The organism is Rhizobium sp. M1 (assembly GCF_002531805.1).
Classification (GTDB): domain Bacteria; phylum Pseudomonadota; class Alphaproteobacteria; order Rhizobiales; family Rhizobiaceae; genus Rhizobium; species Rhizobium etli_C.
Window position 1 is genome coordinate 69765 of the sequence record NZ_NWSW01000011.1, and the last position, 17990, is coordinate 87754.

15 protein-coding genes are annotated in these 17990 nt (G+C 63.4%); 1 reads left to right on the top strand and 14 read right to left on the bottom strand.

The window, feature by feature from the left end; all coding sequences use genetic code 11:
* From ftsA to CO655_RS12300, 3 genes are read right to left on the bottom strand one after another with little or no spacing between them, the layout of a single operon-like run.
* Complete coding sequence (gene ftsA, locus CO655_RS12290) at positions 1-1332, bottom strand: cell division protein FtsA (protein WP_004668807.1); 1332 nt, start codon at positions 1330-1332, stop codon at positions 1-3.
* Positions 1329-2261: a cell division protein FtsQ/DivIB gene (locus CO655_RS12295; RefSeq protein ID WP_097604916.1), complete on the bottom strand. Its 933-nt coding sequence runs from the start codon at positions 2259-2261 to the stop codon at positions 1329-1331. The genes ftsA and CO655_RS12295 overlap by 4 nt, the downstream gene beginning before the upstream one ends.
* Positions 2249-3175 (bottom strand): D-alanine--D-alanine ligase, encoded by a 927-nt coding sequence (locus tag CO655_RS12300; RefSeq protein WP_097664832.1) that lies wholly within the window; start codon positions 3173-3175, stop codon positions 2249-2251. Before CO655_RS12300 ends, CO655_RS12295 begins: the two co-directional genes overlap by 13 nt.
* Positions 3176-3600: 425 nt before the next feature.
* Here CO655_RS12300 and CO655_RS12305 point away from each other — a divergent pair, with 425 nt between their 5' ends.
* On the top strand, positions 3601-4530 hold the full coding sequence (locus CO655_RS12305; RefSeq protein ID WP_097664833.1) for an SDR family oxidoreductase: 930 nt from the start codon (positions 3601-3603) through the stop codon (positions 4528-4530).
* A 3-nt stretch (positions 4531-4533) separates the two neighbouring features.
* On the opposite strand, the gene murB is transcribed toward CO655_RS12305, so the two are convergent.
* Genes murB through rsmH form a run of 11 tightly spaced genes read right to left on the bottom strand, consistent with a single transcriptional unit; the run spans position 4534 to position 17978 of the window.
* Positions 4534-5508 (bottom strand): UDP-N-acetylmuramate dehydrogenase, encoded by a 975-nt coding sequence (murB, locus tag CO655_RS12310; RefSeq protein ID WP_097578802.1) that lies wholly within the window; start codon positions 5506-5508, stop codon positions 4534-4536.
* On the bottom strand, positions 5505-6920 hold the full coding sequence (murC, locus tag CO655_RS12315; protein ID WP_097664834.1) for a UDP-N-acetylmuramate--L-alanine ligase: 1416 nt from the start codon (positions 6918-6920) through the stop codon (positions 5505-5507). Before murC ends, murB begins: the two co-directional genes overlap by 4 nt.
* Positions 6917-8041, bottom strand: coding sequence for an undecaprenyldiphospho-muramoylpentapeptide beta-N-acetylglucosaminyltransferase (gene murG, locus CO655_RS12320; RefSeq protein WP_097604911.1), 1125 nt, complete (start codon positions 8039-8041; stop codon positions 6917-6919). The genes murC and murG overlap by 4 nt, the downstream gene beginning before the upstream one ends.
* Before the next feature lie 6 nt (positions 8042-8047).
* Positions 8048-9202, bottom strand: coding sequence for a putative lipid II flippase FtsW (ftsW, locus tag CO655_RS12325; protein WP_064682720.1), 1155 nt, complete (start codon positions 9200-9202; stop codon positions 8048-8050).
* Position 9203: 1 nt separating this feature from the next.
* Positions 9204-10616 carry a UDP-N-acetylmuramoyl-L-alanine--D-glutamate ligase gene (gene murD / locus CO655_RS12330; protein ID WP_097664835.1) on the bottom strand — a complete coding sequence of 471 codons (1413 nt, stop codon included), beginning with the start codon at positions 10614-10616 and terminating at the stop codon, positions 9204-9206.
* A gap of 7 nt (positions 10617-10623) precedes the next feature.
* Positions 10624-11724, bottom strand: a complete 1101-nt coding sequence (mraY, locus tag CO655_RS12335) for a phospho-N-acetylmuramoyl-pentapeptide-transferase (RefSeq protein WP_085737793.1) — start codon at positions 11722-11724, stop codon at positions 10624-10626.
* A gap of 21 nt (positions 11725-11745) precedes the next feature.
* Positions 11746-13185: a UDP-N-acetylmuramoylalanyl-D-glutamyl-2,6-diaminopimelate--D-alanyl-D-alanine ligase gene (locus CO655_RS12340; protein WP_097664836.1), complete on the bottom strand. Its 1440-nt coding sequence runs from the start codon at positions 13183-13185 to the stop codon at positions 11746-11748.
* Positions 13182-14702: a UDP-N-acetylmuramoyl-L-alanyl-D-glutamate--2,6-diaminopimelate ligase gene (locus tag CO655_RS12345; RefSeq protein ID WP_176539240.1), complete on the bottom strand. Its 1521-nt coding sequence runs from the start codon at positions 14700-14702 to the stop codon at positions 13182-13184. Before CO655_RS12345 ends, CO655_RS12340 begins: the two co-directional genes overlap by 4 nt.
* 6 nt (positions 14703-14708) lie before the next feature.
* Complete coding sequence (locus CO655_RS12350) at positions 14709-16469, bottom strand: penicillin-binding protein 2 (protein WP_097664838.1); 1761 nt, start codon at positions 16467-16469, stop codon at positions 14709-14711.
* The gene (locus CO655_RS12355; RefSeq protein WP_097664839.1) at positions 16469-16951 is read right to left on the bottom strand and encodes a hypothetical protein; all 483 of its coding nucleotides are present in this window, start codon (positions 16949-16951) and stop codon (positions 16469-16471) included. Before CO655_RS12355 ends, CO655_RS12350 begins: the two co-directional genes overlap by 1 nt.
* Position 16952: 1 nt before the next feature.
* A complete protein-coding gene (gene rsmH, locus CO655_RS12360) occupies positions 16953-17978 on the bottom strand; it encodes a 16S rRNA (cytosine(1402)-N(4))-methyltransferase RsmH (RefSeq protein ID WP_097664840.1) in 1026 nt (341 codons plus the stop codon).
* Positions 17979-17990 lie beyond the last annotated feature (12 nt).

The window sequence follows — 17990 nt, forward strand, 5'->3', positions numbered from 1 at the left end:
TCAGAAGCTTTCCTTCAGCCACTGGCCCATCCGGGCTATGCGGCTGTTATTTCCCCCAAGCGACATGAGCAGACCGCTCTGTGACGCATGTGTCTCCATGTCCGCGACCTGCGGATAGATCATCAGGCCGACAGCCGTCGAAAAGGCCGGACCTTTCGCCGCCGTCGGCAGCCCCGACACGCCCATCGGACGGCCGATGCGGACGTTGCGGGCAAGGATGCGCCGCGCCACCTCGGCAAGGCCGGTCAGCTGGCTCGCGCCGCCCGTCAGCACGACACGCTTGCCGACGATCGGGCTGAAGCCGGAGCGCTGGATGCGGTCGCGGATCAGTTCCATCGTCTCTTCGATTCGCGCCGAAACGATGCGCGAAACCAGCGCCCGCGGCACCTGCGACGGCTGGTCGCGATCATCCTCGCCGATCGGCGGGATCGAGATCAGCTCACGCTCGTCGGAGGAATTCGAAAGTGCCGAGGCATGCACGACCTTCAGCCGTTCCGCATCCTCGATGCGGGTCGAAAGGCCGCGCGCCAGGTCGGTGGTGACGTGATGGCCGCCGAGGCCGACGGCGTCGGTGTGAACAAGCTTGCCCTCGGCAAACACCGAGATCGTCGTCGTGCCGCCACCCATGTCGATCGCCGCGCAGCCGAGCTCGACCTCGTCGTCGACGAGAGCGGCAAGACCCGATGCATAGGGCGTCGCAACGATGCCCTCGACCGACAGATGCGCCCGATTGACGCTGAGCTCGAGGTTCTTCAGCGCCGAGCGCTCCGCGGTGACGACATGCATGTCGACGCCGAGCGCATCGCCATACATCGCCAGCGGATCGCGGATGCCGCGCTCGCCGTCGAGCGAGAAGCCGGTCGCCAGCGAATGCAGCACTGAACGGTCCTGGCGCAGCGATTGCTGGCAGGCGGCCGAGAGCACCTTCTTCAGATCGTTGAGCTCGACTTCCTGGCCGCCGAGATCGATGGTCGCCGTGTAAATGTCGCTGCCGAGGCGGCCGGCCGTCAGGTTGACGATCAGGCTCTCGACGGTCAGCCCCGCCATGCGCTCGGCCGCATCGACGGCGAGCCGGATGACGCCTTCCAGCGCGTCGAGATCGGCAATGACGCCGGTCTTGATGCCGCGGGACCGCTGGTGGCCGATGCCGATGATCTCGATATTGTGCGTGCGGCCGGGCAGGATCTGGCTTTCCTCGCGCGGCGTCAGCCGGCCGATCATGCAGACGACCTTGGTCGAGCCGATGTCGAGCACCGAAACGATATGCGACCGCTTCGACGAAAGCGGCTTCAGGCGCGGCAATCCGAAATGGGATGAACCGAACAAGCTCATATATTCTGCCCCGCCTTCTTCAATTCTTTGGTACGCTCCGTGACTGCCGCCTGCCGGCGAACCGCCGCTTCCGGCGTCAGCTGGATGGCGGTTCTGTCCGGCAATCTCAGATCGACCGCGGCGATGTCGCGCTCCAGCAGCTGATGCTGCTTGTCGAACTTCGACAGTGTGGCCAGCGCCTGGTCGATGCCGTCTTCCGGCAGCTTGACGACGACGCCATTGTCCATGTGCAGGTCCCAGCGACGGCCGGATATCCAGACATAGGCCTTCACGCGGGCCTTCACGTCGGGCCACTTCGAGAAGGCCTCGTCGAGCGAAGCCGCTGCCGTTTCCGCATCGCGACCGACGACGAGCGGCAGCGCCGAAAACTTGTTGTCGCGCAGCGGCGCAATGACGCTGCCGTTCTTTTCGATCAGCGAAAGCTCCTGCCCGTGCTGCCAGATCGCATAGGCCTGGCGCTCCTTGAGCTTCACCTCGATCGTCTTCGGGTAGATCTTGCGGACCTCGACATTTTCGACCCAGGGAAGATGCGCAATCTTCCGGCGAGCGGCATCGACGTCGAGCGCAACCAGTGAGGTCGTGCCATCAAGGCCGATCAGCTGCAGGATTTCGATTTCGGAGGTTTCGGAATTGCCGGAGACCTTGACGTCCTCGATCGCAAAGCCCGCCGCCGTCGTCGTCGCCTGGGCGACGGCTTCCGTGTGACCGCCGAGCGACATGCCGTAAAGCCCTGTCGCGCCCAAGAAAGCCAGCGCCGAAACCGTGCCGGTATGGGCCGGGATATAGATGCGGCCGCTGCCGAGGCTGATCAGGAAACGAGTGACGCGGCGCAACGGACGCGGCAGGACGAATCGCTCTTCGGCTTCCACGGTCGGAAGCACGGCATGATGGCTGGGGCGCCCTATCTTCTTGACCGTCAACGCAAACAAGACGCGTCCTCCACCATCCACCGGAGAAACTCACCAAAGGAATAGCCGGCATGGCCGGCCATTTCGGGCACGAGCGAGGTTGGAGTCATGCCAGGCTGGGTATTGACCTCCAGCCAGATGATTTCGCCGTCTTCGGAGAAACGATCGTCGTAACGAAAGTCGGACCGACTGACGCCGCGACAACCGATTGCCTGATGCGCCCTTACGGCCAATGTTTGTATTTTTTGGTAAATATTCGGTGAAATTTTCGCCGGGATGACGTGTTTTGAACCGCCCGCAGCATACTTGGAATCGTAATCATAGAAATTGTGTCCCTGCGGCACCACCTCGGTGACACCAAGCGCCGTCTCGCCCATGACGCCGCAGGTGAGCTCGCGGCCATAGACGTAGCGCTCGACGAGCACTTCCTCGCCATAACGCCACTCGGGCGAGCTGACGATTTGCGGCGGATGCGCCTGATCTTCGGTGACGATGACGACGCCGAAGCTCGAGCCCTCGCGAACCGGCTTCACCACATAGGGCGGCTTCATCGGATGCGTCGAGGGAAAGGCGAAACGGTTGATAACCTGCGATTCGGCAACCGGAATGCCGGCGGCGGCGGCGACAAGCTTCGCCTTGTCCTTGTCCATCGCCAGCGCCGAGGCGAGCACGCCCGAATGCGTATAAGGGATTTCGAGATATTCGAGGATGCCCTGGATGGTGCCGTCCTCGCCGAAGGGCCCATGAAGGGCATTGAAGACGACGTCAGGCTTCAGCGCCGCGAGCCTTTCGGAAACGTCGCGCGCCACATCGATGCACGTCACCTGGAAGCCTTCGGCTTCGAGGGCTGCTGCGCAAGCCTTTCCCGAGGAAAGGCTGACCGGCCGTTCCGAGGAAAATCCGCCCTTCAGGACAGCGACATGCTTGCGACTCATCAACACCCCCAAAAATAACTTCCACTTTTGAAAACGACGCTTGCGCGAAGCTGTCTGCGCCGTTTCGGGCCTTTGTCCGATCTGCATGCATTAGAGCATCATTATGGTTAATGAAGTGTTTACTTTCGTTAACTCCTGCCCCGGAAATTCGCGATCTTTTACCTTTTGCTCATTTCGCCATCATTCCGCCGCCGTCTGGGGATGAACGCGAGCAGAGGAAAAAGATCATATATTTTCAAAAGGATATCGTGTCGCGCTGAAGCACGACGGCCTCAGTCAAAAGAGTGAGATGTCATCCCTCAACAGCGGCCGGCGGCTTGATTGATTAATGCGGAGAGCGGCAAGGCTCGGTCCGCCCTGCTTTTTTATTGATGCGGATCTGACTTCCGGCTAGCGAAGGCGCATGGATGAGCAGGGAGAAGATCATGCGATGCCTCGTCACCGGCGCTGCCGGCTTCGTCGGTAGTCCACTTGTCGAGCGGCTGCACGCAGAGAAGATTTGCGATCTTGTGGTCACCACCAGATCGGCAATCTCTGCCTTTCCTGATGACGTCAGGCATTTTCCTATTGACATAACCGACAGGACCGACTGGGCGGCGGCACTTGCAGGCGTCGACGTCATCATCCATCTTGCCGCCCGCGTTCACATCATGAACGATCGCGCAGCCGATCCGCTGGCGGAATTTCGCCGGACCAACACCGCCGCCACGCTCAACCTCGCGGAACAGGCGGCCCGCGCCGGCGTTAAGAGATTCGTCTTCGTCAGCACCATCAAGGTCAATGGCGAAGAGAACGATCGGCCGTTCCGGCATGACGACACGCCGCAGCCGATCGATCCCTACGGCATTTCGAAACTGGAAAGCGAAATCGGCCTGCGTGAAATCGCCGCCCGCACCGGCATGGAAATCGTCATCATCCGCCCACCCCTGGTCTATGGCCCCGGCGCCAGAGGCAACTTCGCTCTTCTCGTCGGGCTCGTCCGCAAGCGGATACCGCTCCCTTTCGCTTCGCTGAAGAACCGCCGCACATTGGTGGCGGTGCAAAATCTCGTCGATCTGATCATCACCTGCGCGGCGCATCCCGCCGCCGGCGGTGAGATTTTCCTTGCCGGAGATGGTGAGGACCTGTCGACCCCGGAGCTCATCCGGGGAATTGCCGCGGGGCTCGGCGTCAAGCCGATGCTGGTTCCCTTCCCCTCCGCATTGCTGCACATGGCGGCGAAGGCTGTCGGGAAGGAGGCCGTCTATCAACGCCTTTGCGGTTCGCTGCAGGTCGACATATCCCAGGCACGCAAGGTTCTCGGCTGGACGCCCGTCGTCACGCCGCGCCAAGGCCTGAAACTGGCAGTGAAGTAGCCGTTATTCGCTGGTGACACCCTGGAACGGGCGCACTTCGCGGCCGGGCATGAAGACGCCGAGACGCTTGATTTCCCATTCGAGCTTGATGCCTTCTTTCTCGAAGACCTCGCGGCGCACCTGCTCACCGAGATATTCGAGATCGTAGCCGGTCGCCTGCCCCATATTGATCATGAAGTTGCAGTGAAGCGACGACATCTGGGCGCCGCCGATCACGAGGCCGCGGCAGCCCGCCTCGTCGATCAGCTTCCAGGCAGAATGGCCCGGCGGGTTCTTGAAGGTCGAGCCGCCGGTCTTCTCGCGCACCGGCTGCACCGTCTCGCGGTGATTGCGCACGGCGTCCATCTCGGCGCGGATCTGGGCGCGATCCTCCGGATAGCCCTCGAACAGCACCGAGGTGAAGATCAGGTCGGCCGACGCTGCGGAATGCCTGTAGGAATAGCCCATCTCGGCATTGGAGAGCACATGCTTGTTGCCCTTGCGGTCGACCGCGTTGACCTCGATCAGCCGCTCGCGCGTCTCCACCCCGTTGGCGCCGGCATTCATCCGCGCCGCGCCGCCGATGGCGCCGGGAATGCCGTAGTAGAAATGAAAGCCGCCGATGCCGTTGTCCATCGCCATCGCCGCCACATGCTTGTCCGGGCAGATGGCCCCGGCAAGGATGCGGTTTTCACCGGCCAGCTCGACGAAGCCGAAGCCCTTGGCCGACAGGCGCAGCACGACGCCGGGAATGCCGCCGTCGCGCACCAGGATGTTGGAGCCGACGCCGATCACCGTCAGCGGCACCTCTTCCGGCAGGATCTTCAGGAAGGCGATGAGATCGTCGACATCATGCGGCTGGAACATCAGCTCGGCGAGCCCGCCGGCCCGGAACCAGGTGACGCGGTCCATGGGGGCATCCGGCGTGATGCGGCCGCGGATATCCTTTACACCGTCTCCGAGAGACGCGAGAAGCTTTTCCCCATTCACCTGTTTCATGCGGACTTTCCCGATAGGCCTTCCAGTTGTCTGGGCAGTGCGGCTGCCCAGGATGTGATGCTCCCAGCCCCCAACAAAACCACGAAATCGCCAGGCTTTGCAACCTCTGCAACCATCTGCGGCAGAAGCTCGGCCGAAGACAGGAAGCGGGCGTCGCGATGGCCGCCGGATTTGATGCGCGAGACGAGCGACGTGGAGTCGGCGCCTTCGATCGCATCCTCGCCTGCCGCATAGACGGGCGCCAGAAAAATGCTGTCGGCATCGTTGAAGCAGGCCGCGAATTCCTCGAACAGGCTTGCGAGACGGCTGTACCGGTGCGGCTGGTGGACGGCGATGATGCGGCCCTTGCAGGCTTCGCGGGCAGCGCGCAGCACCGCCTTGATCTCGACCGGATGGTGGCCGTAATCGTCGAAGATCTGCACCCCGTTCCATTCGCCCGTCAAGGTGAAGCGGCGCTTGACGCCGCCGAAGGAGGCAAGCCCCTTGGCGATATCGGCGCTCGATATGCCGAGCCGGTTGGCGACAGCGATCGCCGCCGTCGCGTTGGAAATATTGTGCCGCCCGGGCATCGGCATGACCAGCCCCTTGAGCTCGGTCACCTGGCCGGTGCGGCGGCGGCGGATCTCGACATCGAAGATCGAGCGCGTGCCGTCGATGCGCACATTCTTGAAGCGCACGTCGGCCTGCGGGTTCTCGCCATAGGTGATGATCTTGCGGTCCTCGATGCGGCCGACCAGCGACTGCACTTCGGGGTGGTCGAGGCACATGACGCCAAAACCGTAAAACGGCACGTTCTCGACGAACTGCCGGAAGGCGGCGCGCACCGCATCGAAACTGCCGTAATGGTCGAGATGCTCCGGGTCGATATTGGTGATGACGGCGACATCGGCCGGAAGCTTCAGGAAGGTGCCGTCCGATTCGTCGGCCTCGACCACCATCCACTCGCCCTCGCCCATCCGGGCATTGGTGCCGTAGGCATTGATGATGCCGCCGTTGATGACGGTCGGGTCGAGCCCGCCAGCTTCGAGCAGGGTCGCCACCAGCGAGGTGGTCGTCGTTTTGCCGTGGGTGCCGCCGATGGCAATCGCATTGCGGAAGCGCATCAGCTCGGCAAGCATTTCGGCGCGGCGCACCACCGGCAGCAGCTTTTCACGCGCCGCGATAAGTTCCGGATTGCTCTTCTTGATCGCCGTCGAGACGACGACGACTTCGGCCTCGCCCAGGTTTTCCGCCCGGTGGCCGACGAAGACTTCGATGCCCTTGTCGCGCAGGCGCTGGACATTGGCGCTGTCGGCCTGGTCGGACCCTTGCACCTTGTGGCCGAGATTGTGCAGCACCTCGGCGATGCCGCTCATGCCGATGCCGCCAATGCCGATGAAATGGACGAGACCGATCGCCTTCGGCAGTTTCATGCGCGTGTCCTCTTGAATTCTGAGACTGTCTTGCCGGCGGCAATAGCCTCAACCATGTCGGCAAGCAAGTTTGCCGCATCCGGTTTCCCGGCAAGCTTCGCCGCCGCCGCCATGTGCGACAGCTTTTCCGGATCGTTCATCACATGGCTCAATATAGAGGCGATGCGTTCCGGCGAAAGCTCGGATTGAGCAATCACCTTCGCCCCGCCGGTCGCAGCCAGTGCGGCGGCGTTCGCCGCCTGATCGTGGTCGAGCGCATGCGGATAAGGCACCAGGATGGCCGGGCGTCCGATGACGGAGATTTCCGAAACCGTGGACGCGCCGGAGCGGCAGATCACCAGATGCGCTTTGGCAAGACGCTCGGCCATATCATTGAAAAACGGCGCGATATCGGCACCCATCTGCAACTGCGCCACGCAGCCGCGCACCATCTCCATATCCTCAGGGCGAACCTGCTGCGTCACCCTGAGCCGCGCCCGCAGCTCGTCGTCGAGCAGGCTGATTGCCGTCGGCATGGCCTTGGAGAAATACTGCGCGCCCTGGCTGCCGCCGAAGACGACGAGATGGAATGGCTCGCCGGGATGCGACGGGTGATAGGGCTGTTCGGCCGCGGCAAGGATAGCCGGGCGCACGGGATTGCCGGTCGCAACCGTCTTGTCGGAAAAAGCATCGCCGCTTTCCGGCAGAAAGCCGCCGGCAATCGCCTTGACGCGCGGCGCCAAGGCCTTGTTGGCGCGCCCCATGACGGCGTTCTGCTCATGCAGCATCGAGGCGACGCCGAGCCGCGTGGCGGCCAGCAGCGGCGGCACCGTGGGATAACCGCCGAAACCGACGACGATGACGGGCTTCAGCCGCTGGATCAGCTTCTTGGCCGCCCGCATGCCGCTCCACAGCGTCCACAGCGAGCGGGCGACGGCAACCGGGTTCTTCGAACCGATCGTCGCCGACGGCACAACGTGAATTTCCTCGGCCGGGAACTTGCCGGCATAGCGCTCGGCCCGGCTGTCGGTGACGAGATGCACCGCGTAGCCACGCTCCTTCAGCTTGAAGGCCAGTGCCTCCGCCGGGAACACGTGGCCGCCGGTCCCCCCGGCGGCAAGCAGCACGATGCCTTTGCTCATGATCTTTTACTCCGCCGGCATGCCGTGCGGGACGCGGAAGAGGCTCCGGTCCTGCGCGCGCTTTTCCGGCCGATGGCGCGTCAGCGCCAGAATGAAGCCGGCGGTGACGCAGATCGCCACCATGGACGAGCCGCCGTAGGAAATCAGCGGCAGCGTCATGCCCTTGGCCGGCAGCAGTTCGAGATTGACGCCGATGTTGATGATCGACTGGATGCCAAGCTGCAGCACCAGGCCAGCGACAGCAAAGCGATTGAAGTCATTGCGCTCGCGATAGGCATGCGACAGGCCGCGCAGCACCAGCACGGTAAACAACGCGACGAGCGCCATGCAAAAGACGATGCCGAATTCCTCAGCCGCGACCGAAAAAATAAAGTCGGTATGGGCGTCGGGGATGATGCGCTTGACGATGCCCTCGCCCGGTCCCTGGCCGAACCAGCTGCCGCGGATGATCGCCTCGCGCGCCGTATCGATCTGGAACGTGTCACCCTCGCCGGTCATGAACTTGTCTATTCGGCCGGCGACGTGCGGAAAGACATAATAGGCGCTGAGCAGGCCGCCGGCGCCGCCGATGCCGAGCAGCACGATCCAGATCCAGGGCATGCCGGCCATGAAGAACATCCCGCCCCAGACCGCCGTCGTCAGGATGGTCTGGCCAAGGTCCGGCTGCGCGACGAGCAGGGCCGCAACGATGCCGAACAGGATGATGGCGAAGAGATTGCCGGGAATTTCCGGCTGGCGCGCATGTTCGGCAAACAGCCAGGCGCAGACCACGACGAAGGCAGGCTTCATGAATTCCGACGGCTGGATCGAAAGGCCGGCGATCCAGATCCAGCGCCTGCCACCCTTGACCTCCTGACCGATGAAAAGAACCAGCACCATCATCGCCAGCGAGATGATCAAGAGCAGGATCGCGGTTCGCCGCACCTGGCGCGGCGTCAGGAACGACAGCCCGAGCATGACGGCAATCGACGGGATCATGAAGGCCGCATGGCGCTTGACGAAGTGGAAGGGTTCGAGCCCGATACGCTCGGCAACCGCGGGAGAAGCAGCAAAGGACAGCATGAAGCCGATGCCCATCAGGAAGATGAACATCGCCAGGAAGAAACGGTCGATGGTCCAGAACCAATCGGCCAGAGGCCCACGTTCCGCGCGGCTTACCATGTCATTTCTCTCCTGCTACAGGACCGATCAGCATCGTCATTCCGTCAAGCGCGGCCACATGACCGACGAAGGCATCGCCCCTGACTTCGAAGTTCTTATACTGGTCGAAGCTTGCGCAAGCCGGGGATAACATCACGGCCGAAGCAGCCGCCTCGTCGCGATCCGCGTCGGCTGCCGCATGCGCGACTGCGCGCTCCAGCGTGCCCGAAATTTCGTAGGGCACGGCCTCGCCGAGGGTCGCTGCGAATTCCGCCGCCGCCTCGCCGATCAGATAGGCCTTGGCGATGCGCGGAAAATAGGGAGCGAGCGTCGTGATGCCGCCGGATTTCGGCAGGCCGCCGGCAATCCAGTAGATACGGTCGTAGCTCGAAAGGGCGGGTGCTGCCGCATCGGCATTGGTGGCCTTGGAATCGTTGACGAAGACGACACGGCCGCGCCGGCCGACCGGCTGCATGCGATGTTTGAGACCGGGAAATGAGGCAAGGCCGGCGCGGATGTCGTCGGCGGAAACCCCGACTGCAAGGCAGGCGGCGGCGGCGGCCGCGGCATTTTGCGCATTGTGGCTGCCGCGCAGCGTCTGAATGCCGTCGAGATCGACGAAGGGCAACATGGCGCCGCCGGCGGCCTGAACGAGTTTCGTGCCCTCGGCATAGATCCCCTCGGCCACCACGTTGCGGCGCGAGATGCGGACCACCTTGACGCCTGCCCGCTGGATGCGGTCAGCGATCAGGGCCGAATGGCTGTCGTCGACGCCGACGACCGCGACATCGCTGCCGGCGACCAGCCGTTCCTTGACGTCGGCATAATGCTGCATCGTGCCGTGACGATCGAGGTGGTCGGGCGTCAGGTTGAGCAGAATGCCGGCCGAGGGGTTCAGCGTCGGTGCCAGATCGATCTGGTAGGACGAGCATTCGACGACGAAATAACGCCCCGCTTTCGGCGGATCGAGCGTCAGCACCGCCGTGCCGATCTTGCCGCCGAGCTGCGTGTCGTAGCCTGATGATTTCAGGATGTGGGCAATCAGCGCCGTCGTTGTCGACTTGCCGTTGGTGCCTGTGATGGCGATGAACGGGCAGTCCGGCGCATGAGCGCGGCGCTCGCGCACGAAAAGCTCGACGTCGCCGACGACGTCGACACCGGCCGCGCGCGCAAGATCGACAGTCCAGTGCGGCTTGGGATGGGTGAGCGGCACGCCGGGCGACAGCACGAAGAGCGCCTGCTGGCTCCAGTCGATGCTGTGCAAATCCTCTGTCCGGATGCCTTCGGCGGAAGCCTTGGCGACGCTGTCGGGATTGTCGTCCCAGGCAGTCACATCGGCGCCGCCAGCGATCAAGGCAAGTGCGGTGGCGAAACCGGAGCCGCCGAGCCCGAAGAGCGCAACCTTCTTGTCCTTGAGCGTCGTGACCGGGATCATCGCCGCCTCACCTAAGCTTCAGCGTCGAGAGGCCGAGCATGGCAAGGCCGACCGCGATGATCCAGAAGCGGATCACCACCTGGCTCTCGGTCCAGCCCTTCTTCTCGAAGTGATGGTGGATCGGCGCCATCAGGAAGACGCGCCGGCCGGTCATCTTGAAGAAGCCGACCTGGATGATGACCGACAGCGTCTCCATGACGAAGAGGCCGCCGATGATGGCCATGACGATCTCGTGCTTGGTGGCGACGGCGACGGTGCCGATCGTGCCGCCGAGCGCCAGCGAGCCGGTGTCGCCCATGAAGATGGCGGCCGGCGGCGCGTTGAACCAGAGGAAGCCGAGGCCGGCCCCGATGACGGCGCCGAGCACGACGGCAAGCTCACCGGTGCCGGGCACGAAATTGATCTGCAGGTAGTTCGCAAACACCACGTTGCCGGCGAGATAGGCGATGACACCGAAGGAGGCGGCGGCGATCATCACGGGCACGATGGCGAGCCCGTCGAGCCCGTCCGTCAGGTTGACGGCATTGCCGGCGCCGACGATGACGAAACCGCCGAAGACGACGAACATGATGCCGAGATTGATCAGGAAGTCCTTGAAGAAGGGAAAGGCGATCGAGGAGCCGAAGGTCGAGCCGGCGGTCCCCGAGGCAAGGGCCGTGCGCATCATGAAGTAGACGGCGATGCCGGCGATGACGAACTCGATGCCGAGGCGGGCCTTGCCGGAAAAGCCCTTATGGCTCTGCTTCGTCACCTTGAGATAATCGTCGTAGAAGCCGATCGCGCCGAAACCCAGCGTCACCAGCAGGGTGGCGACGACATAGACGTTGGAAAGATCGGCCCAGAGCAGCGAGGCGCCAACGATGCCGGCCAGGATCATCAGTCCGCCCATGGTCGGCGTGCCGGCCTTCTTGAAATGCGTCTGCGGCCCGTCGGCGCGGATCGGCTGGCCCTTGCCTTGCCGGATGCGCAGCGAATTGATGATCGTCGGCCCGAACAGGAAGACGATCAGTGCGGAGGTGAAAAGAGCGGCGCCCGTGCGGAAGGTAATATATCTGAACAGGTTCAGAAACTTGAAATATTCCGACAGTTCGACAAGCCAGATCAGCATTCAGGGCCCCTTGTTACCCGATCAAAGTTCGCGTTGCGTGTCGGCAAATGCCGGGAACTTGTCAAGAAGCGCGGCGACGATCTTGCCGAAACCGATGCCCAGAGACGATTTCACCATCAACACGTCGCCCGGGACGACCGAGTTCAACACGTAGTCCGTCAATTCGTCCGTCTTTTCCCGGTATTCGACATGGACGCTTTCCGGCAGCGATTCCTTGAGCGCAGCCATGTCGGCGCCGGCAAGCCAGACATGTTCGATGCCGGCAGCAAGCAGCGGTCCGGCGAGATCGGCATGGACCTTCTCAGCATATTCGCCCATCTCGAGCATGTCGCCGAGCACGGCGATGCGGCGGCCGCGGCCGGTCGGCTCGGCGGCCGCCAGCAACGCGATCGCCGCCCGCATCGAGGCGGGGTTGGCATTGTAGCTCTCATCGATCAGCGTGAAGCTGCCGTTGCCGCCGCCGATCGATAGCCGGTGACGCTTGCCCCTGCCCTTTTCCGGCTTCAGCGTCGCAAGCGCTTCGATTGCCTTGCCCATGTCGGCGCCGACGATCCTGACGACGCCGAGCGCTGCCAGCGCATTCTCGGCGATGTGGCGGCCGGGCGCGCCGAGCGCGACCTCCAGCGTCTCGCCGCCGATCGTCAGCCACAGCGTTGAATTCTCGTCCGCACCGTTGAATTCCGCCAGGCGAAATTCGGCCTTGGCATGCTGGCCGAAGGAATGAATATGCTCGATGCCGAGCGATTGCGCCGTGCGATCGAGGAAGTTGAACTGGTCGTTATCGCGGTTGAGCACGACATGACCGCCGGGTTCGAGCCCCTCGAAAATCTCCGCCTTGGCGGCGGCGATCTCCTTGATGCTCTTGAAATTTCCGAGATGCGCCGGTGCGATCGTCGTGATCACGGCGACATCGGGGCGGATCATCGCCACCAGCGGCCGGATCTCGCCCGGATGGTTCATGCCGACTTCGAAGACGCCGTAGTCGGTATCGTCAGGCATGCGCGCCAGCGTCAGGGGAACGCCCCAATGATTGTTGAAGGAGGCAACAGACGCGTGCACCTTGCCGGAAGGCGACAGCACCTGCCGCAGCATTTCCTTGGTGGTGGTCTTGCCGACCGATCCCGTCACCGCGATGATCCGGGCCTGCGAACGCTCGCGCGAGGCAAGGCCAAGTTTGCCAAGCGCCGCGAGCACGTCTTCCACGACGATCATCGGCACCGTCAGGCGGCCCATGGCGGGGAGCCTCGCCTCGCTGACAACAAGCAGGGAGGCGCCGTTCGCCATCGCCATCGACGCGTAGTCGTGACCATCGACGCGGTCACCCTTGATCGCGAAGAAGGCCTCGCCTGATGTGATCGATCGGCTGTCGATGGAGATGCCGGTGATGCCTTCCGGCAGCGTGCCGAAAGGGCGCCCCGCCATCGCTGCGATCATGTCGTCGGTTGTCCAGAGCCAGCTCACGATTTCAGTTCCTCCAACGCCTTGCGCACCTCCGCATGATCGGAGAACGGCAAAGTGACGGCGCCAATCGTCTGTCCTTCCTCATGTCCCTTGCCGGCAACGATCAGCGTATCGCCCGATGTCAGCATGGCGACCGCCTCGCGGATGGCGGTGGCGCGGTCGGCGATTTCCGAGGCGCAAGGCGCGGCTGCCATGATCTCCGTCCGGATCGCTGCCGGCTCCTCCGAACGGGGATTGTCGTCGGTGACGATGACGACATCGGCAAGACGGCAGGCGATTTCGCCCATGATCGGCCGCTTGCCGCGGTCGCGGTCGCCGCCGCAACCGAAGACGACGACGACGCGGCCGGTCGTGAATGGCCGGACCGAGCTCAGCACGTTTTCCAGTGCATCCGGCTTATGGGCATAGTCGACATAGGCGAGCGCGCCGTCCTTGGTATGACCGACGAGTTCGAGGCGGCCGGACGCACCGACGAGTTTCTCGAGCGCGGCCATCGCAACTTTCGGCTCGACGCCCGTCGACATGGCAAGGCCTGCGGCGACCAGCGCATTGGCGACCTGGAAATCGCCGGCCAGCGGAATGTCCACCTCGAAGATCTCGTCGCCGATATGGATCTCGGCCGTCTGCTTGTGACGGAAATGCTCGACGCGTTTCAGCGTGAGGTAATCACCCTTGCGCCCGACGGTGCGAACGTCATGACCGGCATCGGCGGCGGCCTTGACCGCTTGGCGCGACCAGGGATCGTCGGCGAAGATCACCGCCGGCGCACCCTTCGGCAGCAGCCTATCGAAAAGCCGCATCTTGGCGGCCATATAGGCCTCGACGGTCGGATGATAATCCATATGGTCGCGGCCGAGATTGGTGAAGGCGGCGGCGGCAAGCTTCACGCCGTCGAGCCGGCTCTGGTCGAGACCGTGGCTGGAAGCCTCCATCGACGCATGCGTGACGCCTTCGTCGGCAAGTTCAGCCAGAAGCTTGTGCAACGACACCGGATCCGGCGTCGTCAGCGCGCCATATTCGTTGCGCGTCGGCGAAACCACGCCCGTCGTGCCGATCATCGCGGCCGCATGGCCTGCATGCGCCCAGATCTGACGGGTGAACGAGGCGACGGAGGTCTTGCCCGCCGTGCCGGTGACGGCAACCATGGTCTCGGGCTGCCTGCCGTAGAACCGCGCGGCGGCGATCGAAAGGAAGCGGCGCGGCTCCTTGACCGCAAGCACCGGAATGGAAGCATCGACCGGCTGGGAGGCGATCGCGACGGCAGCGCCTCGGCCGGCGGCATCGACGATGAAGCCCGCGCCGTCCGCCTTTGTGCCGGCGACCGCGACGAAGGCGTTGCCCGGCGCCACATGACGGCTGTCCGAAGACAGGCCTGAAATATCAAGCAGGCCTGCCGGGCCTTCGAGCTGTGCTTCAAGTTCCGGAAACTGATCTCCGGCCAGGTCTCGCAATTTCATCGAATGCACTTTTCCCTCTTGAAGCCGGTCCGCCCCTCGCGAATCGGCGCCGATATTCATTCACGCTCAATAAGACACCAGCAAGGCCGATCCGCCGTCCCCGAATTTCGGCTCGATGCCGAGAATGGGAGCCGCGCGGCGGATGATCTCGCGGGCAATCGGCCCGGCGGTGCCGGCGGAGATCGTTCCGCCATATTGCTTCTCGCCGGTCTTCGGCTCGTCGCAGAAGGTGATCACGGCATATTTGGGATTGTCGATCGGGAAGGCGGCGATGAAGGAATTGAAGTTCAGAGTCGAGGAATAACGCCCGTTCACCACCTTGTCGGCGGTGCCGGTCTTGCTGCCGACGCCGAAGCCCGGCACGCGGGCCACGCGCCCCGAACCCTTGTAGCCGTTGAAATCAAGCAGATAGCGAACCGCGTCGCTGGTCGACTTCTTGAGGACTTGCGTGGCGATCTGATCGGCCTGTTCGCGCGTGCGCGGCAGGAATGTCGGCTCGATCAGCTTGCCGCCGTTGACAAGGGCGGCCGCCGCCACGCCGGTCTGCAGCGCCGTCGTCGAAACACCGTGGCCAAAGGAAATCGTGATCGAATTGATCTTCTTCCAGACGCGCGGCTGGCTCGGCATCTTCACTTCCGGCAATTCGGTCTGCATTTTCGTCAGCAGGCCGAGCTTGGTCAGATAGTCCTTCTGCGAATCGATTCCGACGAGGTCGATGACGCGCGCCGTCCCGATATTGGAGGAATACTGGAAAATCTCGGGAACGGTCAGCCAGCGGCGCTGCCCATGAAAGTCGTTGATGGTGAAGCCGCCGATATAGATCGGTTTGCTGGCGTCGAACGTGTCGGACATCTTGACCTTGCCGCTGTCGAGCGCCATCGCCAGCGAAAAGGTTTTGAAGGTCGAGCCCATTTCGAAAGTGCCGTTGGTCATCCGGTTGAGCCAACCCTCCTTGGCCCCTTCCTGCGGATCGTTCGGATCAAAATCCGGCGCCGATGCCATGCCCAGCACTTCTCCGGTATGCACGTCGATGACAGCTGCACCCGCACCCTTGGCCTGAAAATTGTTGACGGCGTTGACGACCGCATCCCGGACGATGTTCTGCACGCGCAAGTCGATCGAAAGCCGCACCGGCTCGAGCGGCTGGTCGCTGGTCATGCCGACCGAGGCGAGATCGGCAAGCCCCTGATCGTCGATGAACTTCTCCATGCCGGCGACGCCGCGGTTGTCGATGTTGACGTAACCGAGGATATGCGCGGCGGTCGGGCCGCCCGGATAGAAGCGGCGCTTCTCCGGCCGGAAGCCGATGCCGGGAATGCCAAGCGCCAGGATCTGGCTCTGCTGCTTCGGCGTCAGCTGCCGGCGCAGCCAGGCGAAATGCGAGGTTTTGACCGAGAGCTTTTTATAGGTATCCCGAACGTCGAGCTCGGGCAGAACCGTCGCAAGCTTCTCGACCGCCTCGTCGGGATCGACGATCTTGTTGGGTTCGGCAAACAGCGAGACGGTGCGGATGTCGGTCGCCAGAACTTCGCCGTTGCGGTCGAGAATGTCGGGACGCGACGCCATCAGCCGATCGGGCGGCAGGATGCTGGAGACGACCTCCTGATCCTTCATCGCATATTCGACGAGACGGCCGCCGATGATGACGTAGACGCCCATGAAGCCAAGGATCAGCAGGCCGACGCGGCTTTTTGCCTGTCCTGATTTCTTCTTGCGCGACCCCTCGATCGCCAGGCCGGCGGGGGACGGACCACCGAACCTGTTATAGACGCCGGCGGAGAAATGCGCCTGGCTCTTCAAGACCATGATGCGGGAAAGAAACGACATTATTCTACCGACCCCGTTTCGATCTGGTCTGCATCATCCGCTGCCTCGCCGCGCGGCGCGGGCATTGGAACCGGCTGGGCCTTGACGGCGCCCGGCACGCCCTTGGCGCTGGTCACGGTCGCGCCTTTGGCGCTGGCCACGGTCGCGCCCTTGGCGCCGGCTTTGGCCTCGGTCACGTCAGGCACGGGAACCTCGGATTTCAACATCGGCAATTCCTTGGCATGCACCAGCGCCGTCGAATCCGTCGGCTGCAGCTGCAGCTCGCCCTCATAGGCCTTGACCAGCCGCTCCAGACGGTTCGGCTGAGATTGCAGCGCCCAGTCGGCCTTGAGAAGGTCGATCGTATCCTCCTCGAGCTTGATCTCGGCTTCGAGGCGATGAACCTCCTCGAGCTTCAATTCGGCGCGGTGCTTGATCGTGTAGGTGACGGCGGCAGTTGCCGTCATGACGCCGATGAGCACGAGATCGAACGTTTTCAGCATATCAAGCTCCAAGCTTTCCAAGGCTGGCAAGATTGGGAAAACCGAAGAGCGACATATCCGCAGCCTCGGCGGCGGCGTCCGTTCTTCGGCCGGCGCGCAGCTTGGCCGAGCGGGCGCGCGGATTGGCCTCAGCCTCCGCCTCGCTTGCCGAAACCATCGACTTGCCCACAGCCGCAAAGGTTGCCGCCCGCTCATGTGCGGCCGGCAGGTGCCGCGAACCCGACGCCTTGCCGGCGCGGTCGGAAAAGAACTTCTTGACGATGCGGTCTTCGAGCGAATGGAAGGTGACGACGACGAGCCGCCCACCGGGCTTCAACACCGTTTCCGCCGCAAACAACGCCTGCGCGAGTTCGGCGAGCTCATCATTGACGAAGATGCGAAGTGCCTGAAAGACGCGCGTCGCCGGATGGATTTTGTCTTTCATCTTGCGCGGTGTGACCAGTTCGATGAGGCCGGCGAGATCGCGTGTCGTCTCAAATGGTTTTTCGGCGCGGCGCTTCTCGATCGCATGCGCGATGCGCGGCGCCTGGCTCTCCTCGCCGAGAAAATGGAAAATGCGGATGAGATCGGCGACCTTGGCGCGGTTGACCACATCGGCGGCGGAAACACCTGTCGCCGACATGCGCATGTCGAGCGGTCCGCTCTTCTGAAAGGAGAAGCCGCGCTCGGCCTCGTCGATCTGCATCGAGGAAACGCCGATATCGAGCACGACGCCGTCGAGGCCGCCTTTCGGCGCATGATCGGCCAGATGCGAGAACTGCGAATGAACGAGCCTGAGGCGGCCGCCATGGGCGGCAACCATCGCCTGGCCCGCCGCAATCGCCGTCGGATCGCGGTCGAGCGCAATCACCTCGGCGCCGGCGGCAAGAATGGCCGAGGTGTAGCCGCCTGCACCGAACGTACCGTCGAGGATGAGCTTGCCGGGCGCCGGCGCCAGCGCCGCGAGGACCTCGTCGAGAAGAACCGGAATGTGGCGAACCGGTCCGCCACCGGCATCAGTTGAACCTCCGCCAGGATTCGCCGCCATTCCGTTCCCTCG

What these genes read in the sequence shown, in the direction of transcription:
- murD (WP_097664835.1), bottom strand. Translation starts at nt 10,616, where the DNA reads ATGATCCCGGTCACGACGCTCAAGGACAAGAAGGTTGCGCTCTTCGGG.
- CO655_RS12345 (WP_176539240.1), bottom strand. Translation starts at nt 14,702, where the DNA reads ATGAATATCGGCGCCGATTCGCGAGGGGCGGACCGGCTTCAAGAGGGA.
- mraY (WP_085737793.1), bottom strand. Translation starts at nt 11,724, where the DNA reads ATGCTGATCTGGCTTGTCGAACTGTCGGAATATTTCAAGTTTCTGAAC.
- CO655_RS12300 (WP_097664832.1), bottom strand. Translation starts at nt 3,175, where the DNA reads ATGAGTCGCAAGCATGTCGCTGTCCTGAAGGGCGGATTTTCCTCGGAA.
- murB (WP_097578802.1), bottom strand. Translation starts at nt 5,508, where the DNA reads ATGAAACAGGTGAATGGGGAAAAGCTTCTCGCGTCTCTCGGAGACGGT.
- CO655_RS12305 (WP_097664833.1), top strand. Translation starts at nt 3,601, where the DNA reads ATGCGATGCCTCGTCACCGGCGCTGCCGGCTTCGTCGGTAGTCCACTT.
- rsmH (WP_097664840.1), bottom strand. Translation starts at nt 17,978, where the DNA reads ATGGCGGCGAATCCTGGCGGAGGTTCAACTGATGCCGGTGGCGGACCG.
- murC (WP_097664834.1), bottom strand. Translation starts at nt 6,920, where the DNA reads ATGAAACTGCCGAAGGCGATCGGTCTCGTCCATTTCATCGGCATTGGC.
- CO655_RS12355 (WP_097664839.1), bottom strand. Translation starts at nt 16,951, where the DNA reads ATGCTGAAAACGTTCGATCTCGTGCTCATCGGCGTCATGACGGCAACT.
- CO655_RS12350 (WP_097664838.1), bottom strand. Translation starts at nt 16,469, where the DNA reads ATGTCGTTTCTTTCCCGCATCATGGTCTTGAAGAGCCAGGCGCATTTC.
- ftsW (WP_064682720.1), bottom strand. Translation starts at nt 9,202, where the DNA reads ATGGTAAGCCGCGCGGAACGTGGGCCTCTGGCCGATTGGTTCTGGACC.
- ftsA (WP_004668807.1), bottom strand. Translation starts at nt 1,332, where the DNA reads ATGAGCTTGTTCGGTTCATCCCATTTCGGATTGCCGCGCCTGAAGCCG.
- murG (WP_097604911.1), bottom strand. Translation starts at nt 8,041, where the DNA reads ATGAGCAAAGGCATCGTGCTGCTTGCCGCCGGGGGGACCGGCGGCCAC.